Raw genomic sequence first — 17,600 nt, 5'->3', positions numbered from 1 at the left:
GTGTGGTGCTGCACGACCTCGCGGCGGCCACCCGCCCGCACTGAGCGGGCCCGGCCGGTGGTCACCGGCCGGGCCCGCCCGGCGTGGCGGCGCCGGGGTTCCGGGGCGCCGGGACACGTCAGCAGCGGAAGTGCGCCACCAGCTCCCGCAGTTCGCGGGCCATCGCGTTGAGCTCGCCGACGGCCTGCTGGGAGCGGGCGACGCTCTCGGTGGTCGTCCGCGACGCGTTCGCGATCTCGGCGATGTTCTCCGCGATGTCGCGGGAGCCCTCCGCCACCGCCGTGACGCTGCGGCTCATCTCGTTGGTGGTGGCCGTCTGCTCCTCGACCGCGCTGGCGATGACGCCCTGGGAGTCGTTGATCTGCCCGATCACCGAACTGATCCGGCCGATCGCGGTGACGGCCCCCGCGGTGTCGTCCTGAATGGCCTGCACCCGCCGGGAGATGTCCTCGGTGGCCCGGGCGGTCTCCTGGGCCAGTTCCTTGACCTCGCTGGCGACCACGGCGAACCCCTTGCCGCTCTCGCCCGCCCGCGCCGCCTCGATGGTGGCGTTGAGCGCGAGCAGGTTCGTCTGCTCGGCGATCGAGGTGATCAGCGCCACCACGGTGGCGATCTCCCTGGACGACTCCCCCAGCTTGCCGATCTGCGCGGTCGTCTGACCGGCGACCTCCACCGCCTGCCCGGCCACCCGGGCGGCTCCCAGGGCGCTGCCGGCGATCTCCTGGATCGAGGCACCCATCTCCTCGGAGCCGGTGGCGACCATCCCGACGTTCTGCGACACCGACGCCGCCGTGTCGGAGACGGCCTGCGCCTCGGACGCGGCGCGCCGGGCCGACTCCGCCACCGCGTCGGTGGCCGAGGCCATCTCCTGGGCCGCCGCGGCCACCGCCTGCGCCGAGGCCGACACCGAGGCCACCACGTTGCGGACGCTGGCCTGCGCCTGGTCCATGGCGCGGGCCATCTGGCCCACCTCGTCGGTGGTGGTGACGTCGCTGGTGACCGTCATGTCGCCGTCGGCCATGGCCGCCAGGGAACGGCGCACCCGCAGCAGCGGGCGGGTGATCGAGATCACCACGACGCGGGCCAGCAGGACCAGGATGACGGCGGTGACCACCACGGTGACGAGGATCAGCTGCGTCGCCCGCTCGCGGCTGTCGGCCGCGTCCGCCTTCGCCTGCTCGATGCTCTGCGCGAAGAAGGCCCGTTCGTTGCGGGTCACCGCGCTGGTGAGGTAGTTGTCGACGCCGACCTGCTGCCAGCTGCGCCGCGCCTGGGCCTGGTCGGCTGCGGCGTTGTCGACGAAGTGCCCGATGACGTCGATGTACTCGGTGAACACCGTCGTGATGCGGTTCACCGAGGCGCGCTGCCCGGCCGGGACGTCGACGGCCTTCAACCGCTCCAGCATCTCCCGGGTGCTCTCGATCTGGGCGTCGAGCGTCTCCCGCTGCCGGGCGGGATCGTCGCGGGTCACCGACTCCAGGCCCTCGACCTTCAGGTCGGCGGCCATCCGGTCCAGCTGCAGGACGATGGCGTTGGCCTCGTTGAGCCGGCCGAGGCGCTCGTTCGCCGCGTCGACCGCGCGGTTGTTGACGACGGTGACGGCGAAGCAGGCCGTCAGGGCCAGCAGGCTGGCGCCGACCAGCGTCATGAGTTTGACGGCGACGGGCCGGTTGAGGAAACCGGTCGCCAGCCTCCCTCTGCGCTTGGGGGCGTGGCCGGGCGGGATGTTCACGGGAAGGGCTCCTTACGCGCCGGTGGCGCTGTCACGATCGGGGTGGCCACACAGGGAAGACGACCGGGGGCGGGCCGGGCCCCGGTCCGCGGGGCGGTCAGCCGCTGATCTGCTCGGCGGTGTAGTAGCCGCTGTCGACGAGGATGCGCTCGTAGTTCGACTTGTCGACGTCCACCGGCTGCAGCAGGAAGGTCGACATGGTCTTCGCGCCGTTGTGGTACTGCTCGGTGTCGTTGACCTCGGGCGTCTCACCGCGCAGCAGCATGTCGGTCATCCGCACCGCGACCTTGGCCAGCTCGCGGGTGTCCTTGAACACCGTCGCGCTCTGCTTGCCCGCGGCGATCAGCTTCACCGAGTCCACCTCCACGTCCTGCCCGGTCACGACCGGCATGGGCTTGGCGGCGGTGCCGTACCCGTCCGCCTGGAGGGCCGCGACGATCCCCAGGGACATCCGGTCCAGCGGCGACAGCACCGCGTGGACGGACGCCGAGCGGTAGTGCTTCGCCAGCAGCCCGGTCATGCGGGTCTGGGCCAGTTTCGTCTCGTAGCCGACGGTGCTGATGTCGGCGAACTCGCGCTTGCCGCTCCTGAGCACCAGCTTCCCGGAGGAGATGTGGGGCTGCAGCACGCTCATCGCGCCGTTGAAGAAGAACGTGGCGTTGTTGTCGGTGGGCGACCCGCCGAACAGCTCGAGGTTGAAGGGGCCCTTGGCCGTGGCCAGCTTGAGCCCGTCGACGATGGCCCTGCCCTGCAGCACGCCGACCCGGAAGTTGTCGAAGGTGGCGTAGTAGTCGACGTTCGGCGTGCCCCGCAGCAGCCGGTCGTAGGAGATCACCGGGATGTCGTCCGCGGCCGCCCGCTCCAGCACGTCCTTCAGGACAGGACCGTCGACGGCGCCGATGACCAGGGCCTTGACCCCGTTGTCCACCATCTCCTCGACCTGGTCGGCCTGGGTGGCGGCGTCGTCCTCGGCGTACCGCAGGTCGGCCTTGTAGCCGAGCAGCTCCAGCTGCTTCTTCATGCTGCCGCCGTCCTTGATCCAGCGCGGCCGGGCCGTCGTCGGCAGCGTGATCCCGACGGTGCCGCGGTCGGCCGGCCCGGAGGCGGAGGCCCCGTCGACGGCGCAGCCCGCCGCCGTCAGCACCAGCGCGCCCATCGCGACGGCGATCTTGGGAATCATGCTACGCACTCTCGTCCTCCAACAGGTCGTTCGGGGAGTCCACCTGCCGGAGGCTCCCTCCGGCGGCAGGGAACGGCGGCCGCCGCCCTGTCAAGCAGATCGGCGCCCCGGACCGCGATCTGAACGAAATCCGGCCGCGGACCACGGCCGCGGACCTGGACGGGCGTGCACCGCGCCGTCCCCGCCGGCGCGGGAGGGGCACGCCGTACGGGCCGGGGGCTCGCGGCGCGGGCGCCCGCGCGGTGACAATGAGGCGACCCGCTCCCCAGCGATCATCGGAACCCGGCAGCCGCCCTCCCCGCGGAACTCCGCGCTCCCGGTGACCGCGACCACCCCCCAGGAGAGATGACCGTGCGAACCCGGGTGATCCCCGCCCTCGTGCTCTCGCTGCTCACCGCCGCCTCCACCGCGCTCCCCGCCTCGGCGCAGGCGGAACCGGCCGCGCCGCCCGCCACAGCGGCGGCGGCGGCCGAGGACACCCTGCTGACCAGGCTCAGGGCCGTCCCCGGCCTGACCGTGGTCTCCGAGACCCGGCCGACCGGCTACCGCTTCTTCGTCCTGTCCTTCACCCAGCCGGTGGACCACCGCGACCCCCGCAGGGGCACCTTCCAGCAGCGGCTCACCCTGCTGCACCGCGCGGAGGACGCGCCGATGGTGCTCTTCACCGGCGGGTACGGCCTGCCGGTGAACCCGTCCCCCTCCCGGACCGAGCCGACGCGGCTGCTCGACGGCAACCAGCTCTCCGTCGAGCACCGGTTCTTCCGCTCCTCCCGGCCCGACCCGGCCGACTGGCGCAGGCTCGACATCCGGCAGGAGGCCGACGACGAGCACCGCATCGTCCAGGCGCTCAAGGCCGTCTACTCCGGCAGGTGGATCCAGACCGGCGCCAGCAAGGGCGGCATGACCTCGGTCTACCACCGGCGCTTCCACCCCGGTGACGTGGACGGCGTGGTGGCCTACGTCGCGCCGAACGACCGGGTCAACCCCCTCGACCGGGCCTACGACCGGTTCTTCGCCGGTGTGGGCGACGCCGCCTGCCGCGCCGCGCTGGACGGCGTGCAGCAGGAGGCGCTCAGGCGCCGCGAGCGGCTGGTGCCCCGGCTGGAGGCGTACGCCGCGGACAACGGCTACACCTTCGCCCGGACGCTCGGCACCGCCGACCGGTCGTTCGAGATGACGGTGCTCGACACGGTGTGGGCGTTCTGGCAGTACTCCACCACGGCCGACTGCGCGAAGGTGCCGCCCGCCACCGCCTCCGACGACGAGATCTACGACTGGATCGACTCCGTCGCGGGTTTCTCGTTCTACACCGACCAGGGCGTCGAGTACTACACGCCGTACTACTACCAGGCGTCCACCCAGCTCGGCTGGCCCGAGCTGAGGTTCCGGCACCTGCGCGGCCTGACCCGCTACCACAACCTCTACCGGCCCGACTCGGTCCTGCCCGCCGAGCTGCGCCCCGCGGCGCACGACCCGCGGCCGATGCTGGACGTGGACCACTGGGTGCGCACCCGGTCGAGCCGGATGATGTTCGTCTACGGCGAGAACGACCCGTGGGGCGCGGAGCGGTTCACCCCCAGCCGGAACGACTCCCACCTGTACGTCGCGCCGGGCGCCAACCACGGCGCGAACATCGCCGGCCTGGCCGAGGCCGACCGCGAGGCCGCGACGGCGACCCTGCGCCGCTGGGCCGGGGTGGCCGGCGCCCCGCCGGCCGCGCGGAGGGCCCCGTCGTCCGTCCCCGACGACGACATGCTCCCCCGCCGGCGCTTCTGAGCCCAGGGCGCGCGGTACGCGATCCGCTGGCAGACTCGTCCCCATGCGGATCGCCCTGGTCCAGGAGGACGTCACCGGACAGGACGCCGACGTCGTCGTCAACGCCGCCAACTCCTTCTTGCTGGGAGGCGGCGGGGTTGACGGGGCGATCCACCGGCGCGGGGGCCCGCGATCCTCGCGGAGTGCCGGAAACCGCGCGCCTCGCACTACGGCGAAGGGCTGCCGACCGGCCTGGCCGCGGCGACCACGGCCGGGGACCTCCCCGCCCGCTGGATCGACCACCCCGCCCTGGCGGGCACCGGACCCGCGGGCGTCTCCTGACCTCTCCCGGCCGGCCCTGTTCCGGGAGCCCGGCCCCGGAACGGGGCCGGGCTCCGCGGCTTCCGCGGAGTGCTACGGCAGCGAGTCCGCGCCGGCGACACCCGCGCCCGCGGCGGGCGGGGTGGCGGAGGCGGTCCCGGCCGAGTAGGCGTACGGCGGCGCCGCGACGCCGCCGTCGGCGCGCAGCCAGTCGTCGATGGTCTTGCCGCTGTCCTGCGCCCGGCCGATCGTGGCCGGGTCGTAGAAGTTGCTGCCCGTCCAGGTCAGCTTCGTGTCGCCGAAGTCCTGCGTGATCGTCTTGGCGCTCTTCACGTGGTTGCTCTCGGCGTAGATCCTGCCGCCGACGCCCAGGCCGAGGAAGTAGTCGTCGACCTCCACGTAGTTGGCGAACACGTGGGCGTAGCCGAACCGCACCCGCGGGTGGCGGGTGTTCGACCCGTCGAACCAGTTGTGGTGGTAGGTGACGTTCAGGTATCCCGTGTCCTGCGCGCCGTTCTTGTCGCTGTGGCCCAGCAGCATCGACTTGTCCGTGCCGATGAACCGGTTGTAGGAGACCGTCACCAGGTCGGAGCCGCGCTTGACGTCCACCGAGCCGTCGGCGGAGGAGTGGAAGGTGTTGTGGTCGACCCAGACGTGGTGCGAGTAGCACTGCACGTTGACCGAGTCGTCGGTGGAGTTCCGGAAGGTCAGGTTCCGGATGATCACGTTCTGGACGCGCGTGAACCGGTCCTTCTCGGCGGGGTCGCAGAGGTCGCCGCCCCAGGCGACCTCCTCCGGGCCCCAGCCGTTGACGTCGAGGCCGAAGCCGTTGATCGTGGCGTTCGACCCGACGCCGATGATGGTCTTGTTCGACCCGACGTCCAGCATCTTGGCGCCGGTGCCGGTGATCGTGCCCGACACCCGGACGATCCGGGGCGTGTCGTCGGCGACGGCCGCCGCCAGCTGGGCGTAGGTGGTCACGGTCACCGTCTGGCCGCCCGCACCGCCGTTCGTGCCGGTCCGGCCGTACTTGCTCAGGGTGGCGAAGCCGACCAGGCCGCCCGCGTTGCCTCCGGGGCTGGTCGGTGTGGCCGTCGGGGTCACTGTCGGTGTGGCCGTCGGTGTGGCCGTGGGCGTGGCCGTCGGTGTGGCCGTCGGGGTGGCGGTGGGGGTGGCCGTGGGATCGCCGCCCGCCGGGACGAGACGCCACCGCTTGGTGGCGGCCGAGTCGCAGGAGTTCTGCTGGACGAGGGCGCCGGAGGCGGTGGAGTTGTCCTTGGTGTTGAGGCACTTGGCGCTGCCCGCGCTGACCACCCGGTAGGCGGCGCCGGCGGCGACCAGGTTCCAGGTCTGCGAGGCGGCGCCGGTGCAGGCTTCCTGCTGGACGGCCTTGCCGGCGGAGGTGGAGGCGTCCTTGACGCCGGCGCACTTGGCGCTGTGGGCGGCCCTGAGCTGGAAGCCGCCGCCGGCGGCGGTCAGCTGCCAGGTCTGGCCGGCGGCGCCGCAGCCGGCCTGGGTGAGCTGGAGGCCGTCGGAGCCACCGGCTCCGGGGACGGCCAGGCACAGGCCGCTCGCGTCGTTGACGATGGTGTAGGCACCGGGTGCCGGGGCGGCCGCAGCGGCGGCGGTGCCGACCGCCCATCCGGACGCGGCGAGCGCGCCGACGACGGCGACGGCCGCAGCCTTTCTGTCGAATCTGCTTGGCACAGCCGAGCTCCTTGCTGGTCCGGCAGGTCCGGGGACCTGCGTGACGGATTCCCCCCAGCGAGTACGCGCCGCTCACGTGAGTGCACGTGTCCGTGTGAAGGACAGGGCCCACCGTAGGAAAGCGTTTTCCCAACGTCAATGGCCCATGAAACTTTCATGAACGGAACCGGCCGCCCTCTCGTCGCCCGCCGGGTCCCGGACGACCACGGCGCCCGGCCCTGCGGGTCCCGGACGACCACGGCGCCCGGCCCTGCGGGTCCCGGACGACCACGGCGCCCGGCCCGCCGATCATGGCGGGATCCTGCAATGACCTGTCATTGCGGCCAGCAGCCGGTCCCCCCGATAGTTGACGGCATGAGCACCTCTCCCGCCGTCCCCCACCTGGTCGTGGTCGCGATGTTCCCCGGAGTCGACACGCTGGACGTGACCGGCCCGGCCGAGGTCTTCGCGATGGCCGGGCGGTTCCTGGGCGGGCGCGCCGGTTACGAGGTACGGCTGGCCGGCGAGCGGCGCGGCCCGGTGCCGACCTTCTCCGGTGTCCGGCTGTGCGTGGAGGAGGTGTTCTCCGAGCAGCGCGGGACGATCGACACGCTGCTGGTGCCGGGCCGGATGCTGATCGGCCCGGAGGGGCCGGTCCCCCAGGTCGACGCGGGCGTGGTGGCGTGGCTGCGGGAGGCCGGTCCGCGGGCGGGGCGGGTGGCGTCGGTGTGCGCCGGCGCGCACGTCACCGCGGCCGCCGGCCTGCTGGACGGGCACCGCGCCACCACCCACTGGGCGACGGTCGGCCGGCTCGCCGCCGACCACCCCGAGATCGAGGTCGAACCCGATCCGATCTTCGTCCGCTCGGGGCGGATGTGGACCAGCGCGGGCGTCACCTCCTCGATGGACCTCGCCCTGGCGCTGGTCGCCGAGGACCACGGTGACGAGCTCGCGCTCGACGTGGCCCGCGCCATGGTCATGTACCTGCAGCGGCCGGGCGGCCAGAGCCAGTTCAGCGTGCCCCTGGCGCAGCGCCCCGGCGACCGGCAGGACATCCGCGGCCTGCGGCTGTGGATCGGCGAGCACCTGGACGCCGACCTGTCGGTGCCCGCACTGGCCGCACGGATGGCGATGAGCGAGCGGAACTTCGCCCGGGTCTTCCGCGCCGAGACCGGGAGCACGCCGGGCGCGTTCGTCGAGGGCATGCGGCTGGAGGCCGCCCGCCGGCTGCTGGAGCGCACGTCCCGCCTGCCGTCCGACATCGCCAGGGCCTGCGGGTTCCGCTCGGTGGAGACCCTGCACCGGGTCTTCCGCGACCGGCTGGGCACCACCCCGGGCGAGTACCGGAGCAGGTTCCGCACCACCGCCCCCGCCTGACCCCGGGCCGCCCGCGACCACGCCTTCCCGCAGCCGGAGCCGCACCCGTGGCACCGGCCGATCCCGCACGCCCCCACGGGGCGCGCCCACCGAGGAGAGAACCCGGAATGAAGATCACCGCCACGCACATCGGCACCGCCACCGTCCTGCTGGAGATCGGCGGGCTGCGCCTGCTCACCGACCCGGTCTTCGACCCCGCCCCGGCCGAGTTCGACTACGGTCCCGTCGTCCTGCGCAGCACCCGGGGCCCGGCGATCGCGGCCGGTGACCTGCCGCCGGTGGACGCCGTCCTGCTCAGCCACGACGAGCACTACGACAACCTGGACACCACGGGCCGCACGCTGCTCGACGGCCGCCCGGTGCTGACCACCGTCAGCGGTGCCGGCCGCCTCGGCGGCGGGGCCGTCGGCCTGGCCCCCTGGGAGACCCGCGAGCTGACCGTCGGCGGCAGGACCCTGCGGATCACCAGCACCCCCGGCGTGCACGGCCCCTTCGGCGACGTCACCGGTTTCGTCGTCGAGGAGCCGGGCGAGGACGAGGCCCTCTACGTCTCCGGCGACACCGTCTACGTCGAGGAGCTCGACGAGATCGGCCGCCGGTTCACCGTCGGCACCGCGCTGCTGCACCTGGGGGCCCCGCGCATCCAGGGCTTCGGCGGCGGCGAGCTGATCTGCATGGACGGCGCGCAGGGCGCGGCGCTCACCCGCTCGCTGGGGGCCCGCCGGGTCTGCCCGATCCACTACGCCTCCTGGGAGCACTTCACCGAGGACCCCTCCCAGGTGACCGCGGCCTTCGCAGCCGAGGGACTCGCCGGCCGCCTGCACTGGCTCACCCCCGGCGTCCCCGAGGTCCTCGCCTGAGATGGGCGGGCGGAGCGGACCGCCGTCCCGCTCCGCCCGGCATGCCAGACAGATCGAGCAGATCGACCAGACCGAGATGTCACTTGATTTGCGACTTTAATCTTGTATGCCGGTTTCAGTGGTGAAACGCTCGCAGTATGACGACGTTCGCCGGGGGCGGCATCGAAGCCTTCGTCGGCCCCGTCGAGCTGGGCGCGGCCGACGACCTCGAACGCGTGATCGTCGATTTCATCGGCGGCGCGCGGCGCTCCCTGGACATCGCCGTGCAGGAGCTCGACTCCGAGCCCATCGCCCAGGCCGTCCTGGACGCCCGCTTCCGCGGGGTGGACGTCCGCATGGTGCTGGAGCAGGACTACCTGGTCTCCGCGAGGCCGCCGGCCGTCACCGTGCGGCCCGGCGAGGACGAGGCCGCGGCCCGCCGCCGGGTCCAGTGGGGCGGGGAGGACGGGGCGCGGAGCCTGGAGCCGAACCGGAGGATCCTGGCCGCGCTGCTGCGCTGCAACGTCGACGTGAAGGCGGACTACAACCCGGCGATCTTCCACCAGAAGTTCGTCATCCGCGACCACCGCGAACGCGCCCTGCCCACGTCGGCGATCCTGTCGGGCTCGGCGAATTTCACCGGCACCGACTGCCACCGCAACCTCAACCACGTCGTGGTCTTCCACGACCCGCGGATCTGCCGGGTGTACACCGCCGAGTTCGACCAGCTGCGCGAGGGGCGATTCGGCCGGGGCGCCCACGGCAAGGTCCCCGCCGCCTACAGCCTCGGCGGGGTACCGGTGAAGGTGCTGTTCGCCCCCGACCACGCGCCCGAGCTGGAGATCATGAAGCAGATGCTCAAGGCCGCCGCGCGCGTCGACTTCGCCATCTTCACCTTCTCCGGCTCGTCCGGCATCGACGACGCCATGATCGCCCTGGCCGCGGCCGGCCGTACCGTCACCGGCGTGATGGACCCCGGCCAGGGCGCGCAGGCCTGGGCGGCCACCCACGACCTGGACCGCGCCGGCATCGAGCTGTACTTCCCGAGGCGCGAGCCCGCCTTCGGCAAGCTCCACCACAAGCTCATGGTGATCGACGAGGCGGTCGTCGTCGCCGGGTCCTTCAACTACACCGCGCCCGCCAACAACTACAACGACGAGAACATCTTCGTCCTCGGCAGCCCCTACCCGGACCTGCCCGCCCGCGAGGGAGGCCCGGTCGACCCCGCCGCCTGCGCCGAGCTGGCCCGCTTCTTCCGCGCCGAGATCCGGCGCATCGAGGCGGCGGGCGAGCGCTTCATGGGCAGGCCGTCCCCGCCGTAGCGAGCCGGGCGGCCCCGCGGCCCGGTGGCCCGGTGGCCCGGTGGCCGCCATCAGATCGCCCAGGCATGATCGAAATAGTTGAAAGTTGACATTTATCTAGGTAAGCCTAACCTAATCTCCGTGACCGAGAAGATCTCGCTGCGTGGAGCCGACCTGCGTCTGGGCTACCACGGCGCCACCGTCGTCGAGAACGGCCGCATCACCCTGCGGCGGGGACTCGTGACGGCCCTGGTGGGCCCGAACGGCAGCGGCAAGTCCACCCTGCTGCGGGCGCTGGCCCGGCTGCACCGGCCGGAGGCGGGCACGGTGACGCTGGCCGACGACGTGTCCGCCCTGGACATGTCCGCCCGCGACTTCGCCAAGCGGGTCACGCTGCTGGCGCAGAGCCGCCCCACACCCTCCGGCGTGCGGGTGCGGGACGTCATCGGGTACGGCAGGCACCCCTACCGGGGCCGGTGGCGGGCGGGCGACCCCGGAGGGGACGCCGCGGTCGCCAGGGCGATGGAGCTCACCGGCGTCACCGCGATGGCCGACCGCGCGGCGGACGAGCTGTCCGGCGGCGAGCTGCAGCGCGTGTGGCTGGCCACCTGCCTGGCGCAGGACACCGGCGTCCTGCTCCTGGACGAGCCCACCACCTTCCTGGACCTGCGCTACCAGATCGAGCTGCTCGATCTGGTGCGCGACCTGGCCGACGACCACGACGTGGCCGTCGGCGTCGTCCTGCACGACCTGAACCAGGCCGCCGAGCTGGCCGACCACGTCGTCCTGCTACACGGAGGCCGCGTCCGGGCCGACGGGCCGCCCGCCGAGGTCCTCACCGAGGAGCTGCTCACCGAGGTGTACGGCATCCGCATCGAGGTCACGCACGACCCGAGGACGGGAACGGTGTCCACCCGGCCGATCGGCCGGCACACCAGAAGCGTCCCCGCCACAACCTGACAGGAACACCATGAACCCCCTGCGCACCGCCCTCGTGGCCGTGGCCGCCGCCGCCGTGCTCGCCGCCTGCGGCACCACCGAGACCGCCGCTCCCGAACCGGCCGCCTCCGGCGGCACGGCCCCCGCCTCCGCCTCCCCCATCACCGTGACCGACAGCCGCGGCAAGCAGGTCACCCTCGACCGTCCCGCCACCAAGGTGGTCGCCCTGGAATGGGGCGAGGCCGAGATGGCGGTCGGCCTCGGCGTCATGCCGATCGGGGTGGCCGACACCAAGGGCTACGGCACCTGGGTGACCGCGGCCAAGCTCGACCCCTCGGTCAAGGACGTCGGCACCCGCCAGGAGCCGAGCGTCGACTCCATCGCCGCCCTCCAGCCCGATCTGGTCGTCATGGAGGCCGAGCGCGACTCCGCGCTGGTGCCGCAGCTGGAGAAGTTCGTCCCCGTCATCACCTTCAAGGGCAGCGACGCGAAGGACAACCTGGGCCGGATGCGGAGCGACCTCAAGCTGATCGCCACCGCGCTGGGCAAGACCGCCGAGGCGGACAAGCTCCTCGCCGACTTCGACGCCGCACTGGCCGACGGCAAGAGCAAGCTCGCCGCCGCGGGCGCCGCCGGCAAGCCGTTCGCCATGGCCGACGGCTGGAAGGACGGCAGCAAGATCTCCATCCGCATGTTCGGCAAGGGCGCGCTGGTCTCCGACATCGCCACCGAGCTCGGCCTGGTCAACGCCTGGACGGGCGAGGTGGACCCGGTGTGGGGCCTGGGCGCCACCGACGTCGAGGGCCTGACCGCGCTGAAGGACCCCGACACCCGCTTCTTCTACAACGCCTCCGACGGCACCGACGTCTTCGCCGACGGGCTGGCCTCGAACGCCATCTGGAAGAAGCTGCCGTTCGTCGAGAAGAAGCAGGTCACCAAGCTGCCCGACGGCATCTGGACCTTCGGCGGGCCGCTGTCGTCCAAGCAGTACGCCGAAGCCCTCGTGAAGGCCTACACCGGTTGAGCACCACTCTCCAGGCCCCGCCGGCGCCCCCCGCCCCGCTGCGGCGGCTGGGGAGCGCCGGCGCGCTCCTCCTGACGCTGGCGGCGGTCGTCGTGGCCGCCGCGGTCCACGTGACGCAGGGCACGTCGTCGATCGGCGCCCTCGACCTGCTCCGGCTGCCGTTCGGCGACACCGACGGCGAGGCCGCCCGGATCCTGCTGGCCTCCCGGCTGCCCCGGCTGCTGGCCGGGGTCACCGTCGGCGTCGCCCTGGGCGTGGCGGGCGCGCTGCTGCAGGCCGTCTCCCGCAACCCCATGGCCTCGCCCGACACGCTGGCGGTCAGCGCCGGCGCCTACTTCGCGGTCGCCGCGGCGGCGGCCTTCGGCCTGACGCTGCCGCTGTTCCTGTCGGGCCTGCTCGCCCTGCTGGGCGGCCTGGCGACGGCCGCCCTGGTGATGGCGCTCGCCGCGGGCGGCCGGACCGGCACGACCAGGTTGATCCTGGCGGGCTCGGCGACCGCGCTGGCGCTGCACTCGCTCACCAACCTGCTGCTGATCCTCTTCGAGGAGGAGACCACCGGGCTGTTCGCCTGGGGCAGCGGCTCGCTCGTGCAGAGCGACCTCGAGGCCGTCACGCAGCTGGGCCCGCTGATCCTGCTGGCCGTGGCCGCCGCCGTGCTGGCCGGGCCGAGGCTCGACATCCTCTCCCTGGGCGACGACACCGCCACGGTGCTCGGCGTCAACGTCGGGCGGCTGCGCCTGGGACTGACGCTCCTGGCCGTCCTGCTGGCCGCCGCCGCGGTGACCGTCGCGGGCCCCATCGGGTTCGTGGGCCTGTGCGCGCCGGTGATCGTCAGGCTGCTCCCGGGCGTGCACCGCCACCGGACGACGCTGCCGATGGCGGGCCTCGTCGGCGTACTCGTCGTCCTCGGCTCCGACATCGGGCTGCGCGCCGTCTTCGGCGGGCAGGCGGGCGTGGACGTGCCGCCCGGCGTGGTGACCTCGCTGTTCGGCGCCGCGGTGATGGTGTGGCTGGCCCGCCGCTACCGGGACGCCGGGCCGACCCGCCAGCCGCCGATCGTGCGGGTCGCGGCCCGCTCGCGCGCCGCCTTCCTGACCGTGGTGACCACCTGCGCGGTCCTGCTCGCCGGAGCGGTCTTCCTCGGCATGCTCGGCGGCGACACCTGGATCCTGGGCGGCGACCTGGTCAACTGGCTGAACGGCCGGACCGGCCGCGGCCTCACCTTCGTGCTCGACCAGCGCTATCCCCGGGTCCTCGCCGCGGTGCTCGCCGGCGCCGCGCTGGCCGCCGCGGGCACGGCCGTCCAGGCGGTGTGCCGCAACCCGCTGGCCGAGCCCGGCATGCTCGGCGTCACCGCCGGTGCGGGCGTGGGCGCGATCTCTCTGCTGGCCCTCGCGCCGCTCGCCGGGATCTGGCCCATGTCCGCGGCGGCCATGGCCGGGGCGCTGGCCGCCTCCGCCGCGGTGTACCTGCTGTCGTGGCGCGGCGGGCTGAACTCCGACCGCCTGGTGCTGATCGGCGTCGGCGTGCAGGCGGCCTGCACCGCCGTCACCGTGCTGATCATCGTCAAGGCGGACCCGTGGAACACCGCCATGGCGCTGACCTGGCTGTCCGGCTCCACCTACGGCCGCGTCCCGGCCCAGCTCATCCCGGTCGCGCTGGCCCTGGCCCTGGTGCTCCCGCTGATCGTCTGGCTCCGCCGCGACCTGGACCTGCTCTCCCTGGACGAGGACAGCCCCCGCGTCCTCGGCGTCCCCCTGGAACCGGTACGGCTGGCCGCCCTGGGCGGCTCGGTGCTGCTGACCGCCACCGCGGTCTCCGCCGTGGGCGTGGTCGGCTTCGTCGGCCTGATCGCCCCGCACGCCGCCCGCGCCCTGGTCGGCGCGAGTCACGCCCGCGTCCTGCCGGTGGCGGTGCTCCTCGGCGCCCTGCTGGTGAGCCTGGCCGACACGCTCGGGCGCACCGTCATCGCCCCGGCCCAGGTGCCCGCCGGGCTCGTCACCGCGCTGCTCGGCACGCCGTACTTCGTCTGGCTGCTGTGGCGCTCGCGGGCACAGGCGGACGGCTGACCGGGGCCCCGGCCTCCGGGTACGGCCCGGCCGCCGGACGGAGCGCTCGATCCGCTCCGTCCGGGGGCTTGCCGCGGCACGAGCGGTCATGATCGACTAAGGCGGTCGTGTTCGGCGCGAACCCCCGCATGAATGGACCTGACCCATGGACACCCCCCGCGAATCCGGCGCTCCGCGTGATCTCGGCCTCGACCGGCCGCACTCGGCCCGCATCTGGAACTACTGGCTGGGCGGCAAGGACCACCACCCGGCCGACCGCGAGGCCGGGGAGATGGTCAAGCAGCTCATCCCGGGCATCGTCGAAGCGGCCCGCGCCGACCGGGCGTTCCTGGGCCGGGCCGTACGGCACCTGGCGGGCGAGGCGGGCATCCGCCAGTTCCTCGACATCGGCACGGGCCTGCCCACCGCCGACAACACCCACGAGGTCGCGCAGCGGATCGCCCCGGAGTCCCGGGTCGTCTACGTCGACAACGACCCGATCGTCCTGGCGCACGCCCGTGCCCTGCTCGCCGGCACGCCCGAGGGCCGCACCCAGTACATCGAGGCCGACCTGCGCGACCCGCAGCACATCCTGCGGGTCGCCGCGCAGACGCTCGACTTCACCGAACCCGTCGCGCTGATGCTGCTGGGCATCCTGCACCACATCGTCGACGACGCCGAGGCGGGGAAGATCGTACGGGAGCTGGTCGACGCCCTGCCCTCCGGCAGCTACCTGGCGATCGCGCACGCCACGGCCGAGGTCCACGGGGAGGCCATGCACGAGGCGATGCGGCGGTTCATGGAGCGGGGCGGCACCCCGATCGTGGCCCGCGACCGCCGCCACCTGGCGACGTTCTTCGACGGGCTGGAGCTCCTGGAGCCCGGCGTGGTGTCCTGCTCGCGCTGGCGCGCCGAAGCCGAGCCCTGGGGTGAGCCCGACGAGGTGTCCCAGTTCTGCGGGGTCGCCCGCAAACCGTGAAGCCCCGTCCGGGGTGTCCGCCGAGGCGGCACAGAGCACCAGGAGAAAATCAATAATCACCTCACGTATCCGCCTATAAGGTGCATCCGTGGACGCTCTGGAAAACCTCCCGCCGGAAAACCCCGCGCCGGAAAGCCTCGCGCTGGAGAGCCTCGTCATCACCAGGCGGCTGCGGGTCCCCCTCGGCGCTCCCGCGGACGCCGTGCCGGGCTGGGGCGAGACGGCCGCCCGGCAGCTCGACGCCGCGCTGCTGAGCGTGGGGTTCACGTGCTCGCCGGCCCTGCTCGCCCGTCTGGCGGGGCTGCCCGGCGAGACGGTGGTCGACCTCGGCGTGCGCGTCCTGGCCGCGGTCCGCCGGCTGGTCGGCGACCACGTGCGGCACAACGCCTACTTCATCGACTTCCCCGCCAACGTGCCCGACACCGTGGAGTTCTGGGCCGGCCTGCTGCGCGAGGCGCTGCTCGACCCGGTCACCGCGCTCGACCCGGCCGCCGCGCGGGTCCGGCCGTCCACGCTCGACCTGCTGAGCCTGCCGGGATACGGCCGCTACCGGCACACCTACGCCGAGCTGCTGGCCGCGCACGCGGAGCTGGTCCCGCTGGCCGGTGACCGGGTGACCGTACTGGAAGCGGGCGGGAACCTGGAGTCCGAGGCGCGCGACCTCTACTTCTCCCTGGCGGGCTCGCAGGCGCCGCTCGCCGCCGAGGACCTGGCGGCCCTGCGCTCGCTGGCCTCGTTCTGCGCCGAGCAGCCCGAGGACGTTCCCGTGCGCGAGAACCGCGCCGTCGTCAACGAGGTACGGCTGGCCGCCGGCCTCCCCCTGCTCGTCGACACGGTGACCGACGTGCTCCGGCTGGCCTGCGGCGCCTCCGGCGGCGATGTCACGCTGGCCGCGCCCACCCGGTTCCGCTCGTTCCGCCGCCCCGAGCGCCGCGCCCTCCTGGCCGCGCTGGACGGCCTGCCCCCGGCCTCGCACGGCGACGTCACCCGCCACCGGGAGCAGTGGAAGCGGCTCGGCGAGCGGCTCCACCCGCACGAGTTCCCGCGGTTCCCGCGGGCCGCCCAGGTCTTCGAGGCGGCCCGGGGCGCCCGCAGGGTCGCCGGCCTCGACAGCCGGGTCGAGGCCGCCCTGTCGGCCGGCCGTACCGCCGACGCCGTCCGGCTGCTGGAGCACGCCCCCGGCGCGCTGCTGCGCCGCCTCGACCACCTGCTGCGGACCGGCTCGTCCCCGTCGGCCGTACTGGACGCCGCCGAGAGATCCGCCGGACGGGCGTCCGGCCGCGTGCTGCTCTCCCTCCGCGAGCACCTGCAGAACCGGATCGCGCCCGCCGCCGGCCGCGTCTTCGTCAACCGGTACGGCAGGGCGTGGACGACCCCGGACGGCCGCGCGCCGCTCGGCGAGGAGACGCTGGGGCGGCTGCTCGCCATCCTGGACGAGGAGATCACCCGCCGGCTCCCGGATCCCGGCGAGCTCGTCGTCGACCCCGACGTCCTCGACGTGGCCCTGCCCCTGTCGGGCAAGGCGGTCGTCCCCGGGCTCGGCATGCTCCCCCGCGGGTCGCTGTCCCGGGTGGACGGGGAACTGCTCAGGTTCTTCGTCCACTGGCGCCAGGCCGGGCAGCGCACCGACTACGACCTGTCGGCGCTCATGCTCGACGCCTCCTACGGCGACCCGGAGCAGGTCTCCTGGACGAACTACTCGGGCGACTTCGCGCAGTACTCGGGCGACCTCACCGACGCCGCCGACGGCGCCTCGGAGTTCATCGACGTCCGCCTCGCCGAGGCGACCCGGCCGATCATCATCCCGCTGGTCAACGTCTACTCCGGAGAGCCGTTCGACGAGGCGGCGGAGGCGTTCTTCGGTTTCATGACCAGGGACGCCGAGCAGGAGGGCCGCCCCTTCGAGCCGCGTACCGTGCGCATGAAGTCGGACCTGCGCGGCTCCGGCCGGATCGCCCTGCCGCTGGTCTTCCTCCGCGGCGGCGACGGGGCCTGGCGGGTGAAGTGGCTGCACCTCTACCTGAAGGGTCATCCCCGGTTCAACCAGGTCGAGGGCAACCGGGTGACCACGTCGCTGCTGGTGCGCTCGATCGTGGAACGCGACCACCTCCGGGTCCGCTACCTCGCCGACCTGCTGCGTGCGAAGGCCACCGCTCCTGTCACCGCCGCCACCGCCACCGCCGCCACCGCCACCGCGACCGGGCGGGCCACCTACATCGGGCTGGAGGCCCCGGCCGATCTCCCGCCGGGCGCGCGGGTGTACACCGCCGCGACGCTGCACGAGCTGATCCCGGCCTGATACCGTGGGGGCCGCGAGGCCATGGGAGGGCTTCCTTCTCAATCTTCCAAATTGAAACTCCAGCTCTCCCGCTCTCCTCGCATCCGGTGGCGGGGCCATTCGGGGGCTTCCTTCTCACCT

Annotated in this window: 12 protein-coding genes and 1 pseudogene; 10 read left to right on the top strand and 3 right to left on the bottom strand. The window is 73.3% G+C overall.

The window, feature by feature from the left end:
* Positions 1-118 precede the first annotated feature (118 nt).
* Positions 119-1,732 carry a methyl-accepting chemotaxis protein gene (locus tag IEZ06_RS00590; protein WP_203871691.1) on the bottom strand — a complete coding sequence of 538 codons (1,614 nt, stop codon included), beginning with the start codon at positions 1,730-1,732 and terminating at the stop codon, positions 119-121.
* Positions 1,733-1,829: 97 nt separating this feature from the next.
* Positions 1,830-2,912, bottom strand: a complete 1,083-nt coding sequence (chvE, locus tag IEZ06_RS00585; protein WP_275414843.1) for a multiple monosaccharide ABC transporter substrate-binding protein — start codon at positions 2,910-2,912, stop codon at positions 1,830-1,832.
* A gap of 345 nt (positions 2,913-3,257) precedes the next feature.
* Between chvE and IEZ06_RS00580 the strand changes: the two genes are divergently transcribed.
* On the top strand, positions 3,258-4,688 hold the full coding sequence (locus IEZ06_RS00580; protein ID WP_189234661.1) for a S28 family serine protease: 1,431 nt from the start codon (positions 3,258-3,260) through the stop codon (positions 4,686-4,688).
* 43 nt (positions 4,689-4,731) lie between these two features.
* A pseudogene (locus IEZ06_RS00575) lies at positions 4,732-4,970 on the top strand (macro domain-containing protein); the annotation flags it as partial.
* Between the two features lie 111 nt (positions 4,971-5,081).
* Here IEZ06_RS00575 and IEZ06_RS00570 read toward each other — a convergent pair.
* On the bottom strand, positions 5,082-6,695 hold the full coding sequence (locus IEZ06_RS00570; protein ID WP_189234660.1) for a pectate lyase family protein: 1,614 nt from the start codon (positions 6,693-6,695) through the stop codon (positions 5,082-5,084).
* Positions 6,696-7,049: 354 nt separating this feature from the next.
* Here IEZ06_RS00570 and IEZ06_RS00565 point away from each other — a divergent pair, with 354 nt between their 5' ends.
* The 8 genes from IEZ06_RS00565 (at position 7,050) to IEZ06_RS00530 (ending at position 17,480) form a co-directional block, all read left to right on the top strand.
* Positions 7,050-8,051 (top strand): GlxA family transcriptional regulator, encoded by a 1,002-nt coding sequence (locus IEZ06_RS00565; protein WP_189234659.1) that lies wholly within the window; start codon positions 7,050-7,052, stop codon positions 8,049-8,051.
* Between the two features lie 107 nt (positions 8,052-8,158).
* On the top strand, positions 8,159-8,911 hold the full coding sequence (locus tag IEZ06_RS00560; RefSeq protein WP_189234658.1) for an MBL fold metallo-hydrolase: 753 nt from the start codon (positions 8,159-8,161) through the stop codon (positions 8,909-8,911).
* 137 nt (positions 8,912-9,048) lie between these two features.
* The gene (locus IEZ06_RS00555) at positions 9,049-10,212 is read left to right on the top strand and encodes a phospholipase D-like domain-containing protein (RefSeq protein ID WP_189234657.1); all 1,164 of its coding nucleotides are present in this window, start codon (positions 9,049-9,051) and stop codon (positions 10,210-10,212) included.
* A gap of 120 nt (positions 10,213-10,332) precedes the next feature.
* Positions 10,333-11,151 carry an ABC transporter ATP-binding protein gene (locus IEZ06_RS00550; protein ID WP_189234656.1) on the top strand — a complete coding sequence of 273 codons (819 nt, stop codon included), beginning with the start codon at positions 10,333-10,335 and terminating at the stop codon, positions 11,149-11,151.
* Between the two features lie 10 nt (positions 11,152-11,161).
* The gene (locus tag IEZ06_RS00545; RefSeq protein ID WP_189234655.1) at positions 11,162-12,154 is read left to right on the top strand and encodes an ABC transporter substrate-binding protein; all 993 of its coding nucleotides are present in this window, start codon (positions 11,162-11,164) and stop codon (positions 12,152-12,154) included.
* Positions 12,151-14,223 (top strand): iron ABC transporter permease, encoded by a 2,073-nt coding sequence (locus tag IEZ06_RS00540; RefSeq protein ID WP_189234654.1) that lies wholly within the window; start codon positions 12,151-12,153, stop codon positions 14,221-14,223. Before IEZ06_RS00545 ends, IEZ06_RS00540 begins: the two co-directional genes overlap by 4 nt.
* Before the next feature lie 145 nt (positions 14,224-14,368).
* Complete coding sequence (locus IEZ06_RS00535) at positions 14,369-15,181, top strand: SAM-dependent methyltransferase (RefSeq protein WP_189234653.1); 813 nt, start codon at positions 14,369-14,371, stop codon at positions 15,179-15,181.
* 88 nt (positions 15,182-15,269) lie between these two features.
* Complete coding sequence (locus IEZ06_RS00530; protein WP_229797683.1) at positions 15,270-17,480, top strand: TerD family protein; 2,211 nt, start codon at positions 15,270-15,272, stop codon at positions 17,478-17,480.
* The last annotated feature ends 120 nt before the right edge of the window (positions 17,481-17,600 follow it).

The sequence above is a fragment of the Planomonospora antibiotica genome (assembly GCF_014647955.1).
Taxonomy (GTDB): domain Bacteria; phylum Actinomycetota; class Actinomycetes; order Streptosporangiales; family Streptosporangiaceae; genus Planomonospora; species Planomonospora parontospora.
Note: the sequence above shows the minus strand (reverse complement) of the source record. Positions and strands in the feature narration are given on the sequence as shown.

Coding starts and splice junctions, on each gene's coding strand:
- IEZ06_RS00545 (WP_189234655.1), top strand. CDS start 11,162: ATGAACCCCCTGCGCACCGCCCTCGTGGCCGTGGCCGCCGCCGCCGTG.
- IEZ06_RS00535 (WP_189234653.1), top strand. CDS start 14,369: ATGGACACCCCCCGCGAATCCGGCGCTCCGCGTGATCTCGGCCTCGAC.
- IEZ06_RS00565 (WP_189234659.1), top strand. CDS start 7,050: ATGAGCACCTCTCCCGCCGTCCCCCACCTGGTCGTGGTCGCGATGTTC.
- IEZ06_RS00555 (WP_189234657.1), top strand. CDS start 9,049: ATGACGACGTTCGCCGGGGGCGGCATCGAAGCCTTCGTCGGCCCCGTC.
- chvE (WP_275414843.1), bottom strand. CDS start 2,912: ATGATTCCCAAGATCGCCGTCGCGATGGGCGCGCTGGTGCTGACGGCG.
- IEZ06_RS00580 (WP_189234661.1), top strand. CDS start 3,258: ATGACCGTGCGAACCCGGGTGATCCCCGCCCTCGTGCTCTCGCTGCTC.
- IEZ06_RS00560 (WP_189234658.1), top strand. CDS start 8,159: ATGAAGATCACCGCCACGCACATCGGCACCGCCACCGTCCTGCTGGAG.